Origin of the sequence: Rathayibacter sp. VKM Ac-2927 (genome assembly GCF_022815525.1) — a bacterium.
GTDB lineage: Bacteria > Actinomycetota > Actinomycetes > Actinomycetales > Microbacteriaceae > Rathayibacter > Rathayibacter festucae.
This window is the reverse complement of sequence record NZ_JALGRT010000003.1, coordinates 219,001-240,694: the sequence shown is the minus strand read 5'-3', so window position 1 is coordinate 240,694 and position 21,694 is coordinate 219,001. Positions and strand designations below refer to the sequence as shown.

The window sequence follows — 21,694 nt, the reverse complement described above, 5'->3', positions numbered from 1 at the left end:
GACGCCCCGTCGACGACCGGGGAGCCCTCCTCCCCTGCCGACCGCATCGCGTCATGCCGTCTCGGGCTGGTCGGCGCGGCGCCGGCGTCCGATGAACAGTGTTCCGATGAGCCCTGCGATCGCGAGGATCCCGCCGGTCATGAAGGCGGCCTGCCCAGCGGAGACGGTCTCGGCGACGCTCAGCTGCCCTGCGTCCGCGGCGTTCGAGCCGATCGTGTAGGCGGAGATCAGCACCGCGCCGCCCGCGGCGCCCGCGAGCTGCTGCACCGTGGTGAAGGCGGCGCTGCCGTGCGGGTAGAGCTCCGAGCGGAGGGAGGAGAGGGCGAGGGTGGTCACCGGCGCCCAGATCATCGCCTGCCCGGCCGTCATCACGAGGTAGCCGGTCAGGTACATCCACACGCTGTCGGCGTCGGTGAGGGTGCTGAGGAACCAGATGCTCGCCGTCCAGATCACGGCGCCGGGGATCGTCAGGGGCAGCGGACCGAAGCGGTCGTAGACACGGCCGCCGAGCGCGGACACGACCGAGATGATCACGCCTCCCGGGAGGAGGAACAGGCCGATCGACAGGGTGCTCAGCCCGAGCGCTCCGGTCAGGACGAACGGGAGGACGAGGGCGACGCCGAAGCCGTTCATCGCGACGAACAGCATGATCACCACCGCGACCACGAACGTGCGGCTGCGGAAGATGCGCAGGTCCAGGAGCGCGTTCCCTCGTCGGCGCAGCGCCACCTGGCGCAGGACGAACGCGCCGACCCCGACGACCCCGATCACGAGGGGCAGGAGCGGAGGCATCGGCGCGTGACCGGAGACGGATTCGCCGATCAGGGACAGCCCGAGCACGAGTCCGCCGAAGCCGAGCGCGGACAGGACCAGGGAGAGGAGGTCCAGAGAGGCGCGCTCGGGCGTGGTGATGTTCCTCAGCTTCAGCGCGCCGGCGACGAGGGCGAGCACCGCGAGCGGGAGCACCAGCAGGAAGAGCCAGCGCCAAGGCAGGTAGGTCAGCACGAGGCCCGAGACGGCGGGGCCGACGGCCGGAGCGATGGCCGGGACCGCCGTCACGATCGCCATGATGCGGCCGCGCCGCGACTCGGGGATGAGCCGGATCGCGGTGGTCATCAGCAGGGGCACGAAGACCGCTGTTCCGACGGCCTGCACGATCCGCCCGACGAGCAGGAGCTCGAAGCCCGGAGCGGCGGCGGCGAGAGCCGTTCCGACGATGAAGACCGAGAGGGCGGTCAGGAAGATCGTGCGGAGGTGGAAGCGCCGCATCACGAAGCCGGTGGCCGGGATGAGGACCGCCAGGGTCAGCAGGTAGCCGGTCGTCAGCCACTGGCCGGCCGCCGGGCTGATCTCAAGATCGGCGATGAGGGTCGGCAGGGCGACACCGAGGAGCATCTCGTTGAGCAGCACGAGGAACGTTGACGCCATCAGCAGACCGATGACGAGCCCGTCCCCCTTCCTGAGCCGGTCGGAGTGCGGAGGCTGTGCGAGCGGGCGCGTGGAGGTGGTCATGACTCCATGCTCAACCTTGACATCAGTGGCAATGTCAAGCGATATCCGCGGAATCGGTGCTCAGTAGATCGCGCGATTGAGCCGCACGAGGTAGTCCGCGCTGATCGAGCCCTCCGCCTCGGCGCGCTCGGTCACGACGGCGATCGCGAGATCCCGCCGGCGGGGGGAGCGAGCGGCATCGGCCGCGGCGAGAGAGCCCGGCAGCTCGGCGGCCGTGCGCTCGGTGCAGTACGCGGGGGTGCCGGGCTGCTGCTGCCAGGAGTCGGCGAGGGGACCCGCGTCGAAGGCGTCGAAACCGGTCTCCTCGACGAGGGTCATCGCGAGGCGCTTGCCGTCGGGGTCGTCCCCGGCGACGGGGATCGCGATGCGATCGGGCGTGCCCGCGGCCGTGGCGTGCTCGCTGAAGGACTGCGAGGTGATCGCGTTCCACGCCTTCAGCACCGGGCGCCCGAGCTGCTCCTGCACCCAGAGGCTCTCCACCTGGCCGCTCTCGAGCTCAGCGATGCGTCCGTCGCGCAGCGGGTAGTAGTTGCCGGTGTCGATGATCACCGCGCCGGCGGGCGCGGCGCGCACGAGCGGCGCGAGATCGGGGATGCGGCTGATCGGGACCGTCACGATCAGGACGTCGGCCAGGAGAGGAGCGTCCCGCGCTTCGACGGCCTTCGCGCCCCCGCTCAGCGCCGCTGCGCTGATCGTCGAGGGGCCGCGCGAGTTGGCGATGCCGACGTCATGGCCGGCCTCGCCGAGCCGCTGCGCCAGTGTGGTGCCGATCATTCCCGCGCCGATGATGCCGATCTTCATGTCCGTCCGTCCTTCTGCTGAGTCCTCCCTCCATCCTGAACGTTCGCACTAGTGTGAAGGTCAAGCGATCAGGAGGAGACGGACATGCGCATCGGAGAGCTCTCGAAGAAGACGGGCGTCGCGGCGCGGATGCTCCGCTACTACGAGGAGCACGACCTCATCCGCCCGACCCGCCTCGACAACGGCTACCGCGACTACGACGACTACCTCGTCGACCGCGTGAAGAAGATCCGCGGCCTCGTCGACTCCGGGATCCCGACCCGGATCATCGTCGACATCCTGCCCTGCCTCGACAAGCCGCAGACGATCGTGGTCGAGAACGCCGAGCCGGGACTCCGGGACCTGCTCACGACCGAGCGCGACCGGATGAGCGAGAAGATCGACTTCCTGATCCAGAACCGCGACGCGATCTCGCGCTACATCGACGCGATCGACGCGGCGTCGGACCGAGAGCTGCTCCAGACCGGCTGACGCTCGACCTCGTCGCTGGCGTGATGGTCCACCCGATCCTGCAGGACGGAGGCCTGTTCCTCGTCCCCGCCGCTGGGCGGGGCCGCCGCCGAGCCCCGCTCAGCCGAGCAGGTCGAGGCCGCCCTCGGTCACGACGGCCCGCACCTCGGTCAGGTAGCGCCGGGCCTGCTCGGTGAGGGGGATGGCGGAGTGCCCGATCCAGCCGATCTCGATGCGCTCGTCGACGTCGAGCGGGACGGCGACGATGGCCGGGTCGAGGTCGTCGCTGATGATCCCGGTCGAGATGGTGTAGCCGTCGAGGCCGATCATCAGATTGAAGATCGTCGCCCGGTCGGACACCCGGATCTCCCGGTCGCTCGACAGCGTGGACAGGATCTCCTCGGCGAAGTAGAAGGAGTTGTCCGCCCCCTGGTCGAAGGTGAGCCGCGGCAGATCGGCGAGATCGGCGAGGGTGACCCGCTCGCGCGAGGCCAGCGGGTTCCTCCGCGAGACGAAGATGTGCGGCAGGGCGAGGAAGAGGGGATGGAAGGCGAGCCCCGCGTCCCGGAGGATCTTGTCGATGACGTCCCGGTTGAAGTCGTTCCGGTACAGGATCCCCAGCTCGCTGCGGAGCGTGCGGACGTCCTCGATGATGTCCCGGGTGCGGGTCTCGCGCAGCGAGAACTCGTACTTCTCCCCCTCCGTGCCCCGGACCATCCGCACGAAGGCGTCGACGGCGAACGAGTAGTGCTGCGTGGACACCCCGAGCAGGCGACGCGACGGCGGCCGCCCCAGGTAGCGCTGCTCGAGGAGCGCCACCTGCTCGATGACCTGCCGGGCGTAGCCGAGGAACTCGGTGCCCTCGGTGGTGAGGGTGACCCCGCGCGCGACGCGGACGAGGAGGGCGCGTCCCACCCGGGTCTCGAGGTCCTTCATCGCCGCGGACATGGTCGGCTGGGCGACGTAGAGCAGATCGGCGGCGGCGGAGATCGAGCCCTCGGAGGCGACCTCGACGAAGTAGTGGAGCTGCTGGAGCGAGATCCCGCCCGTTCGACGTGCCATAGGTCGGGACTATACCTCGGCATAGTCGCGCCGGATTCTTCGATGCCTCCCAGTGACGGGCACTCTTGTCCCGCACGCTTCCACCAGGGCCGGTGCGGCCTGCTGATCATCGGATTGGGCGCTCATGGCGAACGACGTCACCTTCAGGATCACCACGACCTGCTTCGACGAGCACTACTCGCCGTCGTCGAGCTCCCGGGCCACCACGAACTTCGCCAACCTCGCCCGGGGCGAGCACCGCCGGCAGAACCTCCGCAACGCCCTGACGATGATCGACCGCCGGTTCAACGACCTCGCCCACTGGGACAACCCCGGCCGGGACCGCTACGCCGTCGAGCTCGAGATCGTCTCGGTCGAGGTGCGGTTCCCCGCCGAGGAGGCGGTCCGCGACTTCCCTCTCCTCGAGGTCCTCGACGTCACGATCTGCGACAAGCTGACCGGCGTGCGCCACCACGGGATCGTCGGCAACAACTTCTCGTCCTACGTCCGCGACTTCGACTTCAGCGTGCGGCTGCCGGCGGCGAACAAGGGCGCGACGGAGTTCACCGTTCCCGACGACTTCGGCGACCTGCACGGCGCCCTGTTCCAGAGCTTCCTCGACTCCGACGCCTATCGGGAGCGCTTCTCCGCGCCGCCCGTCATCTGCATCAGCGTGTCGACGAGCAGGACCTACCACCGGACCTCGAACCACCACCCGATCCTCGGCGTCGAGTACCGGCAGGACGAGCGGTCCCTGACCGACGAGTACTTCGGCCGGATGGGGCTGCAGGTCCGGTACTTCCTGGCGCCCGGCTCCGTCGCGCCGCTCGCGTACTACTTCCGCGGCGACCTGCTCAACGACCACTCGAACCTCCAGCTGGCCGGCACGATCAGCACGATGGAGACGTTCCAGAAGATCTACCGCCCGGAGATCTACAACACGAACTCCGCCGCGGCGGACGTCTTCCGGCCGAGCCTCCAGCAGCAGGACTACTCGCGGACGCAGATCGACTACGACCGTGCCGAGCGCGATCGGCTCGCCGTCGAGCAGGGCGCGTACACGGCGGAGCACTTCATCGAGCCGCACCGGGAGCTGCTGGACGCCTGGGTGTCGAAGCACCGGACCCCCGCCCGCTGATCAGAGAAGGATCGCCACCCGTGAACACTCTCCTGCCCACCTCCATCGCCGGCAGCCTGCCCAAGCCCTCCTGGCTCGCCGAGCCGGAGACCCTCTGGTCCCCCTGGAAGCTCGAGGGCGACGAGCTGGTCGAGGGCAAGCAGGACGCCCTGCGCATCGCCGCCCACGAGCAGCACCGGCGCGGCATCGACATCATCAGCGACGGCGAGCAGACCCGGCAGCACTTCGTCACGACCTTCATCGAGCACCTCGCCGGAGTGGACCACGTGAACCGCGAGACCGTGCGGATCCGGGACCGGTACGACGCGAGCGTGCCGACCGTCGTCGGCGCCGTGAGCCGCGAGCGGCCCGTGTTCGTCGACGACGCGGCGTTCCTCCGCCGGCACACGTCGCAGCCGATCAAGTGGGCCCTCCCCGGTCCGATGACCATGATCGACACCCTCGCCGACCGCTACTACGGGAGCCGGGAGGAGCTGGCCTGGGAGTTCGCGGCGATCCTCAACCAGGAGGCGCGGGAGCTCGAGGCCGCCGGCGTCGACATCGTCCAGTTCGACGAGCCGGCCTTCAACGTCTTCCACGACGACGTGCGGGACTGGGGGGTCGCGGTCCTGGAGCGGGCGGCGGAGGGGCTGCGCGCCCAGACGGCCGTGCACATCTGCTACGGCTACGGGATCAAGGCCAACACCGACTGGAAGCAGACCCTCGGGCCGGAATGGCGCCAGTACGAGACGTCGTTCCCGCTGCTGCAGCGCTCCACGATCGACATCGTGTCGCTGGAGTGCCACCACTCCCGCGTCCCGATGGAGCTCATCGAGCTCCTCCGCGGCAAGAAGGTCATGCTCGGCGCGATCGACGTGGCGAGCGAGACCGTCGAGACCCCGGAGGAGGTCGCCGACACCCTCCGCAAGGCCCTCCGGTTCGTCGACGCGGCGGATCTCCTGCCGAGCTCGAACTGCGGCCTGGCTCCCCTGCCGCGCGGGGTCGCGCTCGGGAAGCTGAGCGCGCTGACCGCCGGTGCGGCGATCGTCCGCGCGGAGCTCGCCGGCTCGGCACTGTGACCCGGCTCTTCGCGCGGCCCGCGGAGCAGTAGCTGGTGTTCACGCCTCGTCGCGCAGCCCGATCGCGACCAGGGACGCCGCCGCGTCACAAACACGATCCGGCGCGTCGTCGGCGTGCCCGTGCTGTGCGGTGACGGCCGCGGTGAGCGCGTCGCCGCGCAGGTGCGGGTGCTGCCAGATGGTCGCGGCGATCCCGTCGAGCACGTGCACTGTGCCGGCGGCGAGGACGACGACCCGCTGCCCGTCCGTGACCGCGTTCCGGTCCTCGACCTCCCGCCAGCTCTCGTCCGGAGCGGGCGGCGCCGCGAGCAGCCCGGCGGTGATCGGGACGAGCTGCTCGGCATCGCGGTAGCGGGCCCGGTGCACGCCGCCGATGCCGGCGGCGAGGCGGGCGAGGATCGGGACGCCGTTCTCGAGCGCCGGCAGGGCACTCGTCTCCGGGACCAGGAGCGGGATCGCGTCGGCCAGGTCGAGGCGTTCGAGATGGGCCGGCCCGATCAGGTACGGGTCGCGGTCCAGGATCACGAGCGCGGCCAGCCGCGGGTCGGCGGGTGCGGGGAGGAGGCCGAGCTCGTCCGGGGAGAAGGGCCGCTTGGGCATGCCCTCCGCGGTGCGGAGCAGGAGGGGCTTCTCGTAGGGGAGGATCCGCCCGTCCGGAGTGATGCCGGTGGTCTCGTCGGTGAGGTACCCGTAGGAGCGGCCCAGGGTCGCCGCGGCCGTCGTCTTCCCGCGGCCGGAGGGTCCGACGAGCACGATCGCCGCGCCGGTCGGGTCCGCGAGAGCGCAGGCGTGCAGCATCAGGAGCGAGCCCTGCGCGGCCTCGATCGCCCGCAGCGTCACCTCCGCGATCGCCAGGGCGGCACTGTGCTCGAACGGATCCGTTGTTCCGGCCATCGAGAAGGAGCTCTCCGCCGTCGTGTCGAGGTCTGCGAGACGTGCGCGACGCCAGAGCGCCTCGAGCGCACCCCGGTCGGTCGTCGAGAGGGCGCCGGTGTCGACGCTGATCCGCACTCCCAGCCCGCGGATCAGCAGTGCGGCGTCCGGCGTCGGGCAGGATCCGAGGGTCAGGAGCGGAAGACCTTGGTCGGGAAACTGGTCGGTGCGGGTCTGGTGTTGAAGATGGCGAACGGGGCGAGGACAGGGACGAGTTCGACGACGCTGCCGGGGGCCTGCCCCAGGGAGACATCGATCACGAGCTGTCCGCCGGGAACGATGACGCCGGACTCCTCCTGGCTGTAGAGCACGCAGGGGATCCCGGCCGAGCGGTTCAATCGACCGGTGTACGTGGCTTCGTTCGTCTGGATGTACCCACTGAGGCCCATGATGACGAGAGCCCCCTGGTCGCCGCTCTCGGCGGAGTTGTGGCTGAACATCGTCATCGAGTTGAAGTCGTAATTGCTCGTGCCGGTGTTGACCACGGTGAAGGTGGTGTCGAACATCCTGCGCTCCGTGGAGACGGCACCCCAGAATCCCGTGAGACCTTCGAACGCCGCAGGCGGAGTCGCACTCGCATGAGCGGCAGGAGCGCCGACTGCAGCGATCAGGAGGGGCGCGGACCAGCCGGCGGCCTGCGCGACGCGGCGCCGCGAAGGGCCGGTCGGGTCGATGGCGGTGTGGTCGTGCTCAGTCATGGGGCGCTCCGCAGCGGTCGGTCCGACGAGGGATCGGAAGGAGTGCCGGCCGGGGAGGGAGCCGGGCCGGCATCGGTGCCGCGAAGCGTCGCCGCGGTCCGGTCGAAGGGCATGGGGACGCGATCCTCGACGGGCTCAGTGTGACGCATCCCCTTCGATCGCCCGCGGACCGGGGTACCCCCCGTTAAGCACGTGCGTGCAGCGACCGTCCGGCCCCTCGCCTGGTCGGTGATCCTCTACCGCGAGGCGATCTTCTCCTCGAGGACGGTGCGCTCCGCCGCGTTCGTGCACCGCGCGAGCGCCCGCGTCCACTCGGCGCGCGCGTCGGCGGTGCGGCCGAGCCGGGCGAGCAGCTCTCCGCGGACCGCGGGGAGGAGGTGGCTGCCGGCGAGCACCCCGCGCGCGTCGAGGTCGTCGACGAGGGCGAGCGCGTCCCGGGGTCCGGTCGCCATCGCGACGGCGACCGCCCGGTTGAGCTCGATGATCGGCGAGGGCGTCAGCCGACCGAGCGCCTCGTAGAGGACCACGATCCGCCGCCAGTCGGTCTCCGCGACCGACGGGGCGACCGCGTGGCACTCGGCGATCGACGCCTGGAGACCGAAGGCGCCGAGACCGCGCGGCGAGACGGCCTGCGCGAGAGCGGCGCGCCCGCGCCGGATCGCGCTCCGATCCCAGAGCCGCCGGTCCTGGTCCTCGAGCAGGATCGCGCGCCCGTCCGCTCCGAGCCGGGCGGGGAACCGGGCGGCGGTGAGCTCGAGCAGGGCGAGGAGCCCGAGCACCTCGGGCTCGGGTGCGAGGGCGACCAGTCCCCGCGCGAGGCGCCGGGCCTCGTCGGCGAGGTCGGTGCGCATCCAGTCGTCCCCGGCGGTGGCGGACGAGCCCTCCGTGAAGATCAGGTAGACCACCTGCAGCACCGAGCCCAGGCGGGCGGGGCGCTCCTCCGCGTCGGGGACGGCGAACGGGATCCGGGCGGCGGAGAGGGTCTTCTTCGCCCTCGTGATCCGGGCCTGGATCGTCGCCACCGGAACGAGGAACGCCTGCGCGATCTCGGTCGTGGTGAGCCCGCCGACCAGCCGCAGCGTCAGCGCGATCCGGGCCTCCTTCGCCAGCAGCGGATGGCAGGCCGTGAACATCAGCGCGAGCACGTCGTCCTCGATGGCGTCGGGATCGAAGAGCGCATCCGGACCCGGGCCCGCCTCGTCGAGATCGCGGGCGAGCAGCGCGTACCGCGCGTCGCGCGCCCCGCGCCGGCGGAACGCGTCGATCGCGCGGCGCCGGCCCGTGGTCAGCAGCCAGCCGACGGGCTCCGCCGGCACGCCGCCGACCGCCCAGGAGACGAGCGCTTCCGCGACCGCCTCCTGGGCGAGATCCTCGGCGAGATCGACGTCGCCGGTGTAGCGGGCGAGGGCGCCGACGATGCGGGCGGACTCCATCCGCCAGACCGTCTCGACGGCGGCCCTCGCGTCAGAGCTGGCCGGTCTGCTCACGCCAGGCGCGCTCCCGCTGCACGTACTCGTTGTCCTGCGGGAACTCGTCGATCGAGGGGATCCGGCGGATCTCGGCCTTGCCGCCGCCGGTCATCGGCGCCCGCTTGGCCCACTCGACCGCCTCCTGGATCGAGGCGACGTCGAGGACGTAGTAGCCGTTGAACAGCTCCTTCGTCTCCCCGTAGGGCCCGTCCGTGACGACCGGGGTCTCGCCGCTGAAGTCGACGACGACCCCCTGGCTCGGGTCGTCCAGCCCCTCCGCGGCCAGCAGCACTCCGGCCCGGATCAGCTCGTCGTTGAAGCGCCCCATCGACTCCAGCATCTGGCTGAAATCGGTGTTCATCATCGCGGCCAGCGACTCGTCGGTCGCGCGCCAGATCAGCATGTACTTCGGCATCAGGGGATTCCCGGCTCTCGGTGATGGAAGGAGCGTCTCGCGACCTTCTCACCTCGAGGTCGAACGGCGCGATCCCGGATCGACACCCGGCCCGAAGAAAGTCCGGCCGGCACTTCAGTGGTGTCGATTCTCGAGGGTCAGCGGCCGCCGCGCATGCCGCCACCTCCGGCGGCAGCCGTGCCCGCGGTGACGGTGGCGAGGGTCGTGCCGTCGGCGGTGAGGGTGTAGCTCTCGCCGGAGGTGATCTCCGGGCCGGCGTAGACGACGCCCGCGATCGTCTTCGACGTCGTGAACGTCGTGACGGTGGTGCCGTCCGCGTCGGTGATCGTCACATCGGTGCCCGCGGGGAGGGTGCTGCTGAGGGCGGAGGAGATCCAGCCCTGGGTCGAGGACGCGTCGGGCGAGACCATCATCCCGGCGCTTCCGGTGGCGAGCACCTCTCCGCCGGTGACGACGAGGGTGCCGTTGACGTCGAGTGCGCCGTTGCCGCTCTGCTCGGGGCCGTTCACGACGAGGCTGCCGCCGCTGATCGTCGCACTGCCGTTCGAGTCGAAGCCGTCGCCCTCGGCATCGATGGTGACCGTGCCGCCGCTGAGGGTGATCACGGAGCCGTCGTCGCCCTCGCCGCCCATGCCTCCGCCGGGGCCGCCGGTGGTGCCGGTCGCGGCTCCGTCGGAGTCCGTGCCGGTTCCGCCGGAGGCGTTCAGGCCGTCGTCGCTGGAGACCACGGAGACGTCGCCGTCGGTGATCCGGATGTCGGCGCTCTCGATCCCCTCGACCGAGTCGGTCACGGCGATGTCGGCTCCATCGAGGAGCAGGGCCGAATCGGCGTGGACGCCGTCGTCGCCGGTGGCGAGCGTCAGGGTTCCGGCGGTGGTGTGCACCCAGGTGTCGGAGTGCACGGCGTCGTCAGCGGAGTCGATGGTCACGTCGCCGCCCTCGAGGTCGACGATGATCCCGGCCTTGAGACCCTTGGCGGAGGCGTCGGTCGCGAGCTGCGCGCCGCTGCCTCCTCCCGCGGTGAGGTCCAGGTTTCCTCCGGTGACGACGATGTCCGTGACGGCGACGACGGCGTCGCCCTGCGCGTCGACGGTGATGTCGCCTCCGGCGATCGAGACGAAGCCCGCGGTGGCGTCCTCCTCGTTGTCGGAGGTGAGTCCGTCGCCGCCGGCGGTGACGGCGAGGGTGCCGCCCCGGACGACGAGGTAGTCCTTGCCGCGGATGCCGTCGTCGACCGCATCGACGGTGATGGTGCCGGAGAGGATGACGAGGCCGTCCTTGCCGGTGATGCCGTCGTTGCCGTTGCCGTGCACCTCGAGCGAGCCCTCGCCCGTGACGGTGAGGTCGGCGGCGCTGTACAGCGCGGCGTTCGACTCCGCGTCCTCGGCGTAGGAGGCGGTGTCGCTGAGGGTGTTCGTCGATCCGGTGGCGAGTTCGACGACGACGTCGGAGGCGGCGGTGACCGTGATCGCGGAACCGGTGGAGCTCGTGATGTCGACGCCGTCGAGCACGAGTCGCACGGTTCCTTCGGCGGTGGTGTCCACCACGACCTGGCCGTCGGTGAGGGTGCCGCTGAGGACGTAGGTGCCGGCGTCGGTGATGGTGACGGTCGAGCCGTCGACGCGCACGGCGTCCCCGTCTGCCGCGGCGCTGTCGCCGGAGAGGGTGATGCTCGTCGAGGCGGCGTCGGCGGCCTGGTCGGTGGCGTGCACGGCGGTGTTCGCCGCGAGGATCTGCGTGGCGGTGGAGTCGAGGGAGGTGCCGACGGCCTCGACGGTGGTGCCCGCCTCCGTGTCGTCGGTGCTCGTGCCGGTGGGGGCGGTGGAGCTCGAGTCGGTGGTGGTGCCGAAGGCGGAGCCGGCGACCGCGGCGGCGCTGCAGCCGGTGAGGAGAGCGCCGGTGAGACCCAGGACGGCGAGGACGGACAGCGGGCGGGAGCGGTTGTGCATGGTGGTCCTATCGGGGAGAGACGACTCGGGCGGGGGCCCGGTCGAAATGACGGTCGAGGGTGCGGGTCCACTTGTTGGCGGGGAGCTCGGAGCGGAACGCGGCCATCCCGGTCCCGTACTTCGAGAGCGAGACGGGGCGGTGGCCTTCGGCCCAGAGCGCCCGGTCGACCTCGGACGGGCGGGAGGCCGACTTGGTCTCGACGACGACCACGGCCGGTCGATCCAGCACTCGGGCCGGTGCGCTGCGCAGCCGCCAGACGAGGCGGGTGTCGATCGTGGCGCGGGTGGCGGATCCGGGGAGGAAGAGCGTCGTCCGGGCGTACTCGGTGGACAGCACCGGGGCGAGTTCTCGGGAGTCCAGGGCGATGCCGGTCGCGGCGAGGGTCTCGTCGATGTAGGTGAGACCCTCCGCGGTGAGCTCGTCGCGCCGTCCGGCCGGGTGGTCGATCCGCTCCTTGACGGTGCTGCTGCGGGATCCGCGCGTCTTCACCTCGAGGTAGCTCGTCGCGGAGTCCAGATAGGTGCGGGTGCGGATCTTGAAGCGCCGCCGGCGGCCGCGCACGGCGAGGTGGTAGCTGTCCAGCTGCGGGGTATCGAAGTAGACCGATTCGTAGTCGCAGTCGCGGCGCCCGCCGATCTCGAGCACGCGCGTGCTGTCGTCGAGTCGGGCGAGCACGGCGTCCAGGCTGCCCGCGGGAATCAGGTACTTGCGGTCGATGCGGGTCTGCAGCGACGCCTGGTCGACGAGCTCGGGGAGGCTGATCGGGGCGAACGACTGCAGGCGCGACGCCGTCACGGCGGTCATCGCGAGACCGGGACGCCGACGGCGGAGGTGGCCGGGGCGAGCTCGTCGTGCTGCCCGCCGCGGGCGCGGCGCTCCGCGACGTCGAAGCGGACGTCGACCTGCGTGGTGTCGTTGACGAGATCGAGCTGACGGACCTGCACCGACCGGATGCGGCCGCCGAGCAGCGCGGCCAGGTGAGCGGTCAGGGCGCCCTCGTCGGTGAAGGCGCTGTCGAGAGTGATCGTCTGCTGACGGGTGCGCGGGAACAGCCGCGGGTGGTCGGCGATGAACAGGACCGCGATGATCAGCGCGATCAGACCGACCGTCAGCGCGGACGGCGCGGTGCCCAGGCCGCTGATGAGGCCGATGGCCAGAGCGGAGAAGTAGTAGGCGACCTCGTGCTGCTCGATCTCGTCCGAGCGCAGACGGATGATCGAGAGGACCCCGAAGAGGCCCAGCCCGAGACCGGCTCCGACCGTGCTGGAGGCCAGGACCAGCGAGACGGCGAGGACGCCGACGTTCACGCCGAGGAAGGCGGCGACGAGGTCCCGACGCCGGTGGCGGGGGAAGTAGATGCCGAACGTCAGCAGAGCGATGGCGACGAGGTCGATGGCGACGGTGGCGAATGCGAGCACGAGAACTCCTGAAGACGGGCCGACCCGAGGTCGGCGAGCGAGGTGTCCCCATTCAGCCGCCGCGTCCTTTGCGCTTCCTATGACCCGTCTATGACGCTCGCCTGCATTGTCGGGCGAGCGCTGATCGCCGCGCGGAGCCGGTCGGAGACCAGCAGGTCTCCCCCGGTGCCGCAGGCGAGGACGTCCACGTCCCAGCGGGAGAGGACGCGGTCGAGGGTCGGCTCGCCGCCGGCGAGGACCGCGGTGGCGAGAACGTCGGCGGTGAGGATGTCGCCCGCGAGGACGGTGACCTGGCGGAAGCGCACCCCGTTCGCGTCGTGCGGGCGCCGCCAGACGTGCTCCCCGCGCTCCGCGGTGCCCGACGTCGCGACGGCGCGCCGGTCGCCGGTGAGCTGGACGGCGCACAGGAGCGAACGGCGGTCGTCGGGGTCGACGATCCCGATTCGGACCGGTGCGTCGTGGGCGTCGACGGCGCGGGATCCGAGGACGTCGCCCCCGACGGTCAGGAGCCACGGCGCGTCGCCGCCGCGCTCCAGCAGCCTCCCCGCCGCCGCGATCGCGCGGGCCTTGACCGTGCCGGCGAGGTCGAGCACGCCGTCCGGGCGGTGCGGGGTGAAGGCGCCGTCGGTGGCGGTCCGCCACTCGAGGGCCTCGGCGTAGGCGTCGCGCATCTCCGCGCTCGCGTCGGCGAGGCGGAGGCGGCCGTCGGCGATCCTGCTCGCCTCCGACTCCGGCCGGTACAGGCTGAACCGCTCGTCCGCGGACCGGAAGACCGCCCGGATCGCCGCCAGCGGCGCGTCGGCCTCGGCCCGGAGGCTCGCGACCGTTCCCATCGTGGCGAAGCTGGAGATCACAGGCCGGCCTGGTCGATCGCGGACTGCAGCGAGTCGAGGTAGGCGTCGCTGGTGTAGGTCGCGCCGCTGACCGAGGCGACGTCGGCGCTCTGCGCGGCGAGGACTTCGCTGCGCAGGATCGGCGCGGCACGGTTCGAGATCGAGACCGACCGGTTCTCCTTGTCCGTCAGCTGCAGCGCGGTCACGTCCGTGATCGCGCCACCGGCGACGGTGATCGCGACCTGCACGTCGCCGTAGCGGGTCGCGACGGCGGTCCCCGTGTAGGTGCCGTCCGTTCCGCCGGTGCTGTCGGTGTCGCCGCTGCTGTCGGTTCCGCCGGTGCCGGCGGGCGCCGAGGGCGTCGACGGAGTGGAGCTCGGCGTCGGAACCTCGAACGTGCCGGAGCCGCTCGAGCCGCTCGAAGAGGTCGGAACCGGAGTCGGAGTCGAGACGGCCGGCGCTGCGGCCTCCGGGGCCGGTGCGGCGGGAGTGCTCCCCGCGGCGCCGAGGTCCCAGCCGATGACGAGGACGGCCGTGGACGCGAGGACGCTCACGAGGGCGGCGCGCGTCCTCACCAGCTGAACCTCTCGACGTGGATCCGGTGCTCGGGGAGGCCCGCGCTGCGGGCGTCGCGGAGGACGACCTCGCTCCAGGCGTCCGGTCCGCAGACGTAGAGGTCGGAGTCGAGCAGCCGCGGGAACACCGAGGTCAGCGTGACGCCTCGCGAGAGAGCCTCGGCGGACAGCCAGGTGTCGCTGCCGGACGGGCGATGCCCCTGCATCCAGTAGAGCGTGCCGCCTCCGCGGCGCACGAGCTCGCCCGTCTCGTCCCAGAGGCGGTCCTGCGCGTGGTCCGCCCCGCGCAGGAGGACGGTGGCCTCGCCCGACTGCAGGGCACTGTGCTCGAGGAGTGCGCGCGCGGGGGTGATGCCGATGCCCGCGGCGACGACGGCGAGGAGTGGAGCGGTGCGCGCCGTGTCGGTGAAGATCCCGTAGGGGCCCTCGATCGACACGGCCGTGCCCGGCCGCAGTCGAGCGAGGCGTGCGGTGCCGGCGCCCAGCACGCGGACGGTGATCCGGGCGGTGCGGTCGGTGGGGACCGCGGAGAAGGAGACGGGGTGGGCGTGCCACCAGGTGCCGGCGCTCCAGAACCGCCAGATCGCGTACTGACCGCCGACGGCGCCGAGGGAGCGCATCCGTCGCCCCGTCAAGTGCAGCGAGAACACCCCGGGTGCGATCGTCTCGACCGCCTCGACCCGGATGCGGTGGCGGAGGGTGCGCACGACGGGCACGGCGAACCGGAACCACGCGACGGAGCCGAACGCCGCGACGTAGAGGGCGATCCAGTAGGCGCGCTGCGCGGACCCCTCGGCGAGGACCTGACCGGCGGAGAGCTGATGCGGCACCGCGACGAGCACGGCCGCGTAGCTGAGGAGGTGGATCGCGTGCCACGCCTCGTAGGCGAACCGGCGGCGCACCGCGACCAGCGAGGTGACCACGACGAGCAGCAGCAGCGCGGTCGCGAGCAGGGCGAGCAGCAGGTCGCTGCCGGAGTAGAGGGCGAGGCTCTCCTGCACGAGGTCGAGACCGTCCGTCATCGCGTAGCCGACCGTGAGGAGCAGGCCGTGACCGAGGATCAGCAGGAGGGCGGGCTTGCCGAGCCGCCGGTGCAGCGCCGTCGCGACGTCCTGACCGAAGGTGCGATCGATCCACGGGATGCGCGCGGCGAGGACCAGCATCAGCAGGAGCAGATCGGTCCCCACCAGCCCGGCGACGATCCCCGCCGCCGACAGCGCAGTCGGCAGGTCGGTCACGGCCTCGGGACCACCGGAGGCGAGGAACAGCGCGATCGCGACAGCGACCGACACGACGCACGCGGTCACCAGCGCATCGGCCGAGCGTCTCCGCCGCCGGAGGGCCCGGCGGCGGCGCTCACCCGAAGAGACGTCCACCCCCGGGCCGTCCGCCGCTGCGGGCGCCGGTCGAACTGTTCGCAGCACCGTGCTCATCGCATCGACCTTCCCTGAGCATCACCCTTTGCGGGGTCCCCGCCGGGAGATCAGGATCGGCGACGACGCTATGCACTCCCGATGAACCCGCCATGGCCTGCATCGGAGTCGGCCCGCGCCCGGGCCGGCGCCGCAGCGCTCCGATGCTGAGGCTCTCCGCGATGCCGCTGCCGGCGACCTCGACGACGGTCTGCCAGGGCGGGGAGGAGGTCGTCGTCCGCCGTCGCTCACCTGCCCGCGCGCCTTCATGGACAACCGGTCGAGCGGGACGAAGCGGATCAGCGCGCGTGCGCCGTCGCCAGCTCCCCCCAGTGCGTCGTGGCGCGCAGCGACAGCGCGGCGCGCTTCATCGTCCAGACCGGTCCCTTGCGGATCCCGGCGAGCCCGAGGCCGACGGCGGAGCGGCCGTGGCGCTTGGTCACGGCGTCGATCGTCGCGCCGAGACCCTTGCTGTCGAACGCGGTGTCGAACACCTCGAGGAGGGCGTGCGAGTCGCGCGGCGACAGGTTCGTCAGGATCACGCCGGCCCGCACGTAGCGGGCGCCCTCGCGCAGCCGAGGCCGCAGCGTCCCGATCGCCGCCTTCACGATCGCCACCGGGTCGTCCGTGGGCACGGGAAAGCCGGCCAGCCCACCCGCGGACTCGTACGGCGCGTCCGCGAACGGCGACGTCGACGCGAAGACGCTCATCGTCTTCGTCACCGACCCCTGCGCGCGGAGGCGGTGGGCCGCGCGCTGCGCGTAGACGGAGAGCACCTGCTCCATGTCCGCGATCGTCGTCACCGGAGTGGCGAACGAGCGCGAGAAGATCAGCTGGTCCCGGACGGTCCGCGCCGCCTCGAGCGGGATGCAGTCGACCCCGCGCAGCTCGTAGACGGAGCGCTGCAGCACCACCGAGAACTTCTTCCGGATCAGCGCCGGGTCGGCATCGCGCAGGTCCCGGATCGTGTGGATGGACAGCTCCGCGAGGCGCTTCCCGGTGCGGCCCGCGACGCCCCACAGCTCGGTGACGTGCTGCGACGCCATCAGCGCGTCGAGCTGCTCGGGGGTGTACCAGTCGGTGTCGCAGACGCCTCCCAGGCGCGGGTGCTTCTTCGCACCGCCCTTGTTGACGAACTTCGCGAGCGTCTTGCTCGGCCCGAACCCGACGCACACGGGCAGGCCGACGTTCTTCGCGACGGCCGCCCGCATCGCCCGGCCGATCCTCGCCCGCTCCGCCACGTCGCCGTCGACGCCGAGGAAGCTCTCGTCGATCGAGTACACCTCCTGCCAGGCCGAGTAGCGGCCCAGCAGCTCCATCACCCGCGCGGACAGCTCGCCGTACAGCTCGTAGTTGCTGGAGCGGGCGATCACCTCCGGGAGGCGTCCCGAGCGGATCAGGGGCAGGACCTTGAACCAGGGCGTCCCGTTCTCGATGCCGAGCTTCTTCACCTCGTCCGAGCGGGCGACCACGCAGCCGTCGTTGTTCGAGAGGACGACCACCGGCCGCCCCTGCAGCTTCGGGTCGAACAGCCGCTCGCAAGAGACGTAGAAGCTGTTCACGTCGACCAGGCCGATCCGCCGCTCAGAGCGCACGGTGCAGCCGGTGCAGGCAGACGGTGACGACGCCCCAGATCTGGAGGTCGCTGAGTTCGGCGACGAGGATCGGCGGGTAGTCCGGGTTCTCCGCGCGCAGCACCACTCCCCCGGGGCTCAGCTCGAGCCGTTTCACGGTCAGCTCACCGTCGAGGATCGCGATCACGACGCTGCCGTGCGTCGGGGTCAGCGAGCGGTCGACCACCAGCTCGTCGCCGTCGCTGATGCCGGCGCCGGTCATGCTCTCGCCCGAGACGCGGACGATGAATGTCGAGGTCTTGTCCCGGATGAGGTGGTCGTTGAGGTCGAGCGAGCCGTCGAAGTAGTCCTGCGCCGGCGACGGGAAGCCCGCCGCCACCGCGTCGGCGGGGACGAGGAGGGAGACGGCCACGGCGTCCCGGGCCGGGGTCGCGATGCGGTCCACCACGGTCACGCTCATTCTCGGCCCTCCTCACGGGATCGAACATGTGTTCGAATACGTCCGAGTGTAGGTCGACTCCACCGACATCGGCACCGGAGGCTCCTCGCTCGCGGACGCCCCGATGCGCGAGGATCGGATCCGTGGATGCGGAGCGGGTACTCGGGGACGGTCGTGCCGACGGGGTGTGGTGCCGGCTCGGCGAGCCGCTGACGGTGGCGCAGATCGCGCGGGGCAAGCCGGCCTGGCTCTGCCTGGACGCGCAGCACGGCGCCTTCGACGACGCCGCGGTGCTCGCGACCATGCGCGCGCTGGCGACGGTGCGCGAGCGGCCGCCCGTCGCCGTCCGGGTCGCCGGGCTCTCGGACCCGCTGATCGGGCGGGCGCTCGACGCCGGAGCGGACATCGTCGTCGTCCCGATGATCGAGTCGGTCGAGGACGCGGCCGCGGCGGTCCGCGCCGCGCACTACCCGCCGCTCGGACGGCGCAGCTGGGGTCCGATGACCGACCTCTGGGACGCCGCGCCCCCGTCGGCCGCCGAGTCGCGGCCGGCCCTCTGGCTGATGATCGAGACGCAGTCCGGCCTCGACGCGGTCGAGGAGATCCTCGCGGTGCCGGGGGTCGCCGGCGTCTTCGTCGGCCCGTTCGACCTCGCGATCGGACTCGGCCGGGAGCTGCCCGACCTGCTCGCCGCGGACGGACCCGAGGACCCGCTGCCGAGGATCGCCGCGGCCGCCCGACGCGCAGGCAAGGGCGCCGGTGCCTACGCCGGCGACCCGGACCGCGCCCGGCAGCTTCGCAGCCTCGGCTTCCCGCGGGTCGCCGTCGCGACCGACCAGTCGCTGATCGCGCTCGGCACGGCGGCGGCGCTCGGTGCGGTGGCGGACGGCTCCGGATACTGAGGCTCCGAAGAATGCGACGATGACGACGACTCTCGAGCGGCTGATTCAGCGGACCGCCGACGCCGCAGACGACGACCTCGCCCCGGGCGCTCGGGCCGACGCGCGCCGCACGCTGACGGCGGCGCTGGAGGCGCACCTCCGGGGCGACCGCGAGTCCGAGGCCGCGCTGCTCACCCCTCTCGCCCGCCGCATCTCGGACTCCTGGCCGCACACGTCAGCGCTCGGACGGGACGTGCTCGGCTACGTGCAGGCCGTGCGGCGCTGAGGCGCGGGTGTGAGCGGACGCTGAACCGAGTCCGAGGTCAGCAGCCGGGTCCCCGCGATCGACGTACCGCCCGCTTGCGGAACTCCGCCGTGAGGATGCTGCGGGCGATGGTCTATCGTTCCTCCGGGAGGCCGCGTCGATCGACGGCTCTCCGAAGGCGGTGTGGGACTCGTCGACGTCGAGCGTGCGCGGGTCTCCTTCCGCCGGGGTGCTGCAGCGGTACCGCATGACGGCCGGTCCGGTGCGGGCCGACTGCTCGGCGGCGACATCCGTGAGGGAGCGACCGCCCGATCCTCAACTCCGACACGATGAACTCAAGCGGCGTCCGAGCGGGCGGTGCGGCTGCTCGGCTGCCGTCTGCGTTCTCCGTCCACACGATCCGCTCCTCCGTCAAACGGGGATCGGAACGCAGCTGCCGCTCGACGTCGCCGAACACCACGGCTCGAGTGCGCGGCCTCGTCTTGAAATCCACCATCCTTGTGTCCCGATAGCCGCCCCGTCATCGGGCATCTCATCGGGCGGGTCTAACGGGACGCTGCCGCCCCCGCCCCTACGGGGTGAACCCCGCTCGTCGACCTGACGCGGTGAACGACCGGCTATCGGACGCCCGCTTCGCCAACTGATCCCCCTCTGCATCGCGGCTTCACGGCGCGCAAGGGCGAGTCCGGCGTCGAGGGCCCGGGACGATAGGTGCCTAAGGCATGCTCCCCGACAGCCTCGGTGCAGCCTGGTTCATCAACGTCATCGTCCTCTGAGGCTGACCGAGTAAGGCACCGGTGTGCCGGTCGGATCGGCGTTCTGCACAGCGACGTAACGCTCGAGTGAGGCCCACAGCTCGTCGGGCTGGGTGGGAATGGCGAGCAGGGGCTTCCCCTTCGTGAGTCGCGGGTTGCTCAGTGCCCGAGCAGCATGTTGTTGCGGGCCCGGATCTGCTCTTCGGTCGCGGGGAAGTAGCTGCTGACGCCGATGTGCTCGGCGTCGTGCTGGATCTCGTCGACGACCGGGCGGAGTGCGTGCTCGTAGTGGGCGAACGCCTGCTCGACATCGCCATCCGCCGCCTGGAAGGCGTCGAAAAGCGCTGTGGCGCCAATGACGGCGAGCGACCCTCCCATGCCCGCGGCAGGCGATGCGCAGTAGCCGGCGTCGCCGACGAGCGCGACGCGTCCTGATGTCCACGCCGGCATCTTGATCTGGCTGAGCTTGTCGAAGTAGAAGGTCTCGACGTCCATCGCCTGTTGGAGGTGATCAGAGAACGGCGGGCCGGCGTGCAGCAGGTGCTCGCGGAGGATGCTCTTCTGCTCCTCCTCGTCGTGGTGGTCGTACGGGATCTCCTTCTCGGAGCGGAAGCCGAGAACGAGTTCGGTGGTGGAGTCGTACGAGTTCACCAGCATCGTCACGCCCGGCGCATTGGTGATCCGGGTCGTCTGAGGGGCGATGAGGAGGGTGTCGAGGGTGGCGATGGAGAAGTATGTCTGGAGGAAGTGGCTGTAGAGCGCTTCCTGACCGAAGTGCAGTCCGCGCACCGTGGAGTGGTTGCCGTCGCAGCCGAACACCAGGGAGAAGTCTCTCTCGGTGCCGTCATGGAAGGTGACGCGAACGCTCTCCTCGTCGAGCTCGTGCAGCGACGCGATGGAGTTGCTCCACAGCATCTCCACCTCGCCCTCCGTCGCCGCGGCGAGGATGTCGAGCAGATCATCACGGTGGATCTCGTAACCGTCGCCCGCCGTGTCCGCTGTGGGCGGCTCGGGGTCGATCCGTGCGATGAGGTCGCCTTCCGGTGTCGTGAACTCCGTCACGCGAGGAGCAAGTGCCTTCGCCGAGATCTGCTCGAGCAGGCCCATCCGCTCGACGATCGCGATGGTGTCGTCGCGGATATCGACCGGGGTGCCTCCTCGCTTCAGGCCGGATCCGATCTCAACGATCGTGACCTCGTAGCCGAGCCGGCGCATCCAGAGCGCCGTCGCGAGCCCCGCGAAGCTCGCTCCCGAGATGAGCACTCGCCTCTGCCTGTGCGCGTTCATCGGACATCCTCGTTCCCCGGCTCCCGCCGAATGTGTAGTGACTCGAACTTCGTCACCGTAACAGAAACTTTGAGTCACTCAACTCTTCATGGCAGACTGGCGGAATGGGGGAAGCAGGCACGGTCGTCGCGTCGGGACTTCGAGAGCGCAGGAAGCGAGAGACCCGCGCGCGCCTGGGCGACGTCGCTGCACGCCTCTTCGCGGAGCACGGGTACGACGAGGTGTCCATCTCGGACGTCGCGCGTGCCGCTGCCGTCTCGGATCAGACGGTCTACAACTACTTCCCGACCAAGCCCGATCTCGTCTTCGATCGAGCGGACGAGGTGCTCGAGAGAATTCGAGCCGCGGTCGCCGAGCGAGGCGCACAACAGTCCCCGGCCGAGGCGATGCGCGCCATCGTCCTCGAGGACATCGATCGGTACGTCGAGGAGGATCCGGCCCTGGCACGAGGGGAGTTCCCCGCTCAGTGCAGACTCAGCACGGTGCTCCGGCGCCGGGCTCTGGAGTTCTACAGCGACGCCACGACCGCGGTTGCAGCGGAATTGGCTGGCAGGGGGATGGACTCGATGACTCGGCGTGCCCAAGCAGCCGCACTCGTCGCGGTCGTGCAGCAGACCACCGAAGCCATCGGCGACGCGGTCCTCACCGGTGCCGATCGGGAAGCGACCCGCACGCGTTTGACGAAGGCGAGTACGGCGGCGCTCGACCATCTGTCGGCTTGGTGGCGCACGGAGCTGACCGACCAGCCGCCGTCTCGGTGATCCATCCCTCAACGGGACGGTTGCTGCGT

The 21,694-nt window shown here is 71.0% G+C and carries 22 protein-coding genes; 6 read left to right on the top strand and 16 right to left on the bottom strand.

What is annotated here, in order from left to right; all coding sequences use genetic code 11:
* Positions 1–51: 51 nt before the first annotated feature.
* Both MT353_RS10245 and MT353_RS10240 read right to left on the bottom strand, forming a co-directional pair.
* Positions 52–1,512: a DHA2 family efflux MFS transporter permease subunit gene (locus MT353_RS10245; protein ID WP_243600083.1), complete on the bottom strand. Its 1,461-nt coding sequence runs from the start codon at positions 1,510–1,512 to the stop codon at positions 52–54.
* A 60-nt stretch (positions 1,513–1,572) separates the two neighbouring features.
* On the bottom strand, positions 1,573–2,313 hold the full coding sequence (locus tag MT353_RS10240) for an NADPH-dependent F420 reductase (protein ID WP_243600082.1): 741 nt from the start codon (positions 2,311–2,313) through the stop codon (positions 1,573–1,575).
* A gap of 84 nt (positions 2,314–2,397) precedes the next feature.
* Between MT353_RS10240 and MT353_RS10235 the strand changes: the two genes are divergently transcribed.
* Positions 2,398–2,784, top strand: coding sequence for a MerR family transcriptional regulator (locus MT353_RS10235; RefSeq protein ID WP_127886746.1), 387 nt, complete (start codon positions 2,398–2,400; stop codon positions 2,782–2,784).
* Between the two features lie 99 nt (positions 2,785–2,883).
* Here MT353_RS10235 and MT353_RS10230 read toward each other — a convergent pair whose 3' ends face one another.
* Positions 2,884–3,825: a LysR family transcriptional regulator gene (locus MT353_RS10230; RefSeq protein ID WP_123703993.1), complete on the bottom strand. Its 942-nt coding sequence runs from the start codon at positions 3,823–3,825 to the stop codon at positions 2,884–2,886.
* 124 nt (positions 3,826–3,949) lie between these two features.
* Between MT353_RS10230 and MT353_RS10225 the strand changes: the two genes are divergently transcribed.
* Both MT353_RS10225 and MT353_RS10220 read left to right on the top strand, forming a co-directional pair.
* On the top strand, positions 3,950–4,942 hold the full coding sequence (locus MT353_RS10225; RefSeq protein WP_243600081.1) for a putative oxygenase MesX: 993 nt from the start codon (positions 3,950–3,952) through the stop codon (positions 4,940–4,942).
* Positions 4,943–4,962: 20 nt separating this feature from the next.
* Positions 4,963–6,000, top strand: coding sequence for a methionine synthase (locus MT353_RS10220; RefSeq protein WP_243624319.1), 1,038 nt, complete (start codon positions 4,963–4,965; stop codon positions 5,998–6,000).
* 39 nt (positions 6,001–6,039) lie between these two features.
* On the opposite strand, the gene MT353_RS10215 is transcribed toward MT353_RS10220, so the two are convergent.
* The 12 genes from MT353_RS10215 to MT353_RS10160 form a co-directional block, all read right to left on the bottom strand.
* The gene (locus MT353_RS10215) at positions 6,040–7,011 is read right to left on the bottom strand and encodes a hypothetical protein (RefSeq protein ID WP_243600079.1); all 972 of its coding nucleotides are present in this window, start codon (positions 7,009–7,011) and stop codon (positions 6,040–6,042) included.
* Between the two features lie 53 nt (positions 7,012–7,064).
* A complete protein-coding gene (locus tag MT353_RS10210) occupies positions 7,065–7,439 on the bottom strand; it encodes a hypothetical protein (RefSeq protein ID WP_243600078.1) in 375 nt (124 codons plus the stop codon).
* 428 nt (positions 7,440–7,867) lie between these two features.
* On the bottom strand, positions 7,868–9,064 hold the full coding sequence (locus tag MT353_RS10205; RefSeq protein ID WP_243600287.1) for an RNA polymerase sigma factor: 1,197 nt from the start codon (positions 9,062–9,064) through the stop codon (positions 7,868–7,870).
* 31 nt (positions 9,065–9,095) lie between these two features.
* Positions 9,096–9,515: a YciI family protein gene (locus MT353_RS10200; protein ID WP_123704001.1), complete on the bottom strand. Its 420-nt coding sequence runs from the start codon at positions 9,513–9,515 to the stop codon at positions 9,096–9,098.
* Positions 9,516–9,652: 137 nt separating this feature from the next.
* Positions 9,653–11,464, bottom strand: coding sequence for a carbohydrate-binding domain-containing protein (locus MT353_RS10195; protein ID WP_243616294.1), 1,812 nt, complete (start codon positions 11,462–11,464; stop codon positions 9,653–9,655).
* 7 nt (positions 11,465–11,471) lie between these two features.
* Positions 11,472–12,269: a polyphosphate polymerase domain-containing protein gene (locus tag MT353_RS10190; protein ID WP_243600076.1), complete on the bottom strand. Its 798-nt coding sequence runs from the start codon at positions 12,267–12,269 to the stop codon at positions 11,472–11,474.
* Positions 12,266–12,883 (bottom strand): DUF4956 domain-containing protein, encoded by a 618-nt coding sequence (locus MT353_RS10185; protein ID WP_123733210.1) that lies wholly within the window; start codon positions 12,881–12,883, stop codon positions 12,266–12,268. The genes MT353_RS10190 and MT353_RS10185 overlap by 4 nt, the downstream gene beginning before the upstream one ends.
* Before the next feature lie 77 nt (positions 12,884–12,960).
* Entirely contained in the window at positions 12,961–13,737 is a 777-nt protein-coding gene (locus MT353_RS10180) for an FAD:protein FMN transferase (protein WP_243600075.1), read from the bottom strand.
* Entirely contained in the window at positions 13,734–14,291 is a 558-nt protein-coding gene (locus tag MT353_RS10175) for an FMN-binding protein (RefSeq protein WP_243600074.1), read from the bottom strand. The genes MT353_RS10180 and MT353_RS10175 overlap by 4 nt, the downstream gene beginning before the upstream one ends.
* Positions 14,288–15,598 (bottom strand): ferric reductase-like transmembrane domain-containing protein, encoded by a 1,311-nt coding sequence (locus tag MT353_RS10170; protein WP_243616293.1) that lies wholly within the window; start codon positions 15,596–15,598, stop codon positions 14,288–14,290. The genes MT353_RS10175 and MT353_RS10170 overlap by 4 nt, the downstream gene beginning before the upstream one ends.
* 404 nt (positions 15,599–16,002) lie before the next feature.
* Entirely contained in the window at positions 16,003–17,298 is a 1,296-nt protein-coding gene (locus MT353_RS10165) for a Y-family DNA polymerase (RefSeq protein ID WP_243600072.1), read from the bottom strand.
* The gene (locus MT353_RS10160) at positions 17,288–17,737 is read right to left on the bottom strand and encodes a LexA family transcriptional regulator (protein WP_123446383.1); all 450 of its coding nucleotides are present in this window, start codon (positions 17,735–17,737) and stop codon (positions 17,288–17,290) included. Before MT353_RS10160 ends, MT353_RS10165 begins: the two co-directional genes overlap by 11 nt.
* Before the next feature lie 122 nt (positions 17,738–17,859).
* Here MT353_RS10160 and MT353_RS10155 point away from each other — a divergent pair, with 122 nt between their 5' ends.
* Complete coding sequence (locus MT353_RS10155; RefSeq protein ID WP_243624318.1) at positions 17,860–18,618, top strand: aldolase/citrate lyase family protein; 759 nt, start codon at positions 17,860–17,862, stop codon at positions 18,616–18,618.
* A gap of 19 nt (positions 18,619–18,637) precedes the next feature.
* Positions 18,638–18,883, top strand: coding sequence for a hypothetical protein (locus MT353_RS10150; RefSeq protein ID WP_243624317.1), 246 nt, complete (start codon positions 18,638–18,640; stop codon positions 18,881–18,883).
* 893 nt (positions 18,884–19,776) lie between these two features.
* Here the strand turns inward: MT353_RS10150 and MT353_RS10145 are convergent.
* A complete protein-coding gene (locus MT353_RS10145) occupies positions 19,777–20,904 on the bottom strand; it encodes an FAD-dependent monooxygenase (RefSeq protein WP_243624316.1) in 1,128 nt (375 codons plus the stop codon).
* Between the two features lie 104 nt (positions 20,905–21,008).
* Here MT353_RS10145 and MT353_RS10140 point away from each other — a divergent pair, with 104 nt between their 5' ends.
* The gene (locus tag MT353_RS10140; protein ID WP_243624315.1) at positions 21,009–21,665 is read left to right on the top strand and encodes a TetR/AcrR family transcriptional regulator; all 657 of its coding nucleotides are present in this window, start codon (positions 21,009–21,011) and stop codon (positions 21,663–21,665) included.
* The last annotated feature ends 29 nt before the right edge of the window (positions 21,666–21,694 follow it).

What these genes read in the sequence shown, in the direction of transcription:
- MT353_RS10225 (WP_243600081.1), top strand. Translation starts at nt 3,950, where the DNA reads ATGGCGAACGACGTCACCTTCAGGATCACCACGACCTGCTTCGACGAG.
- MT353_RS10145 (WP_243624316.1), bottom strand. Translation starts at nt 20,904, where the DNA reads ATGAACGCGCACAGGCAGAGGCGAGTGCTCATCTCGGGAGCGAGCTTC.
- MT353_RS10245 (WP_243600083.1), bottom strand. Translation starts at nt 1,512, where the DNA reads ATGACCACCTCCACGCGCCCGCTCGCACAGCCTCCGCACTCCGACCGG.
- MT353_RS10210 (WP_243600078.1), bottom strand. Translation starts at nt 7,439, where the DNA reads ATGTTCGACACCACCTTCACCGTGGTCAACACCGGCACGAGCAATTAC.
- MT353_RS10150 (WP_243624317.1), top strand. Translation starts at nt 18,638, where the DNA reads ATGACGACGACTCTCGAGCGGCTGATTCAGCGGACCGCCGACGCCGCA.
- MT353_RS10200 (WP_123704001.1), bottom strand. Translation starts at nt 9,515, where the DNA reads ATGCCGAAGTACATGCTGATCTGGCGCGCGACCGACGAGTCGCTGGCC.
- MT353_RS10195 (WP_243616294.1), bottom strand. Translation starts at nt 11,464, where the DNA reads ATGCACAACCGCTCCCGCCCGCTGTCCGTCCTCGCCGTCCTGGGTCTC.
- MT353_RS10240 (WP_243600082.1), bottom strand. Translation starts at nt 2,313, where the DNA reads ATGAAGATCGGCATCATCGGCGCGGGAATGATCGGCACCACACTGGCG.
- MT353_RS10235 (WP_127886746.1), top strand. Translation starts at nt 2,398, where the DNA reads ATGCGCATCGGAGAGCTCTCGAAGAAGACGGGCGTCGCGGCGCGGATG.
- MT353_RS10205 (WP_243600287.1), bottom strand. Translation starts at nt 9,064, where the DNA reads ATGGAGTCCGCCCGCATCGTCGGCGCCCTCGCCCGCTACACCGGCGAC.
- MT353_RS10160 (WP_123446383.1), bottom strand. Translation starts at nt 17,737, where the DNA reads ATGAGCGTGACCGTGGTGGACCGCATCGCGACCCCGGCCCGGGACGCC.
- MT353_RS10140 (WP_243624315.1), top strand. Translation starts at nt 21,009, where the DNA reads ATGGGGGAAGCAGGCACGGTCGTCGCGTCGGGACTTCGAGAGCGCAGG.
- MT353_RS10230 (WP_123703993.1), bottom strand. Translation starts at nt 3,825, where the DNA reads ATGGCACGTCGAACGGGCGGGATCTCGCTCCAGCAGCTCCACTACTTC.
- MT353_RS10190 (WP_243600076.1), bottom strand. Translation starts at nt 12,269, where the DNA reads ATGACCGCCGTGACGGCGTCGCGCCTGCAGTCGTTCGCCCCGATCAGC.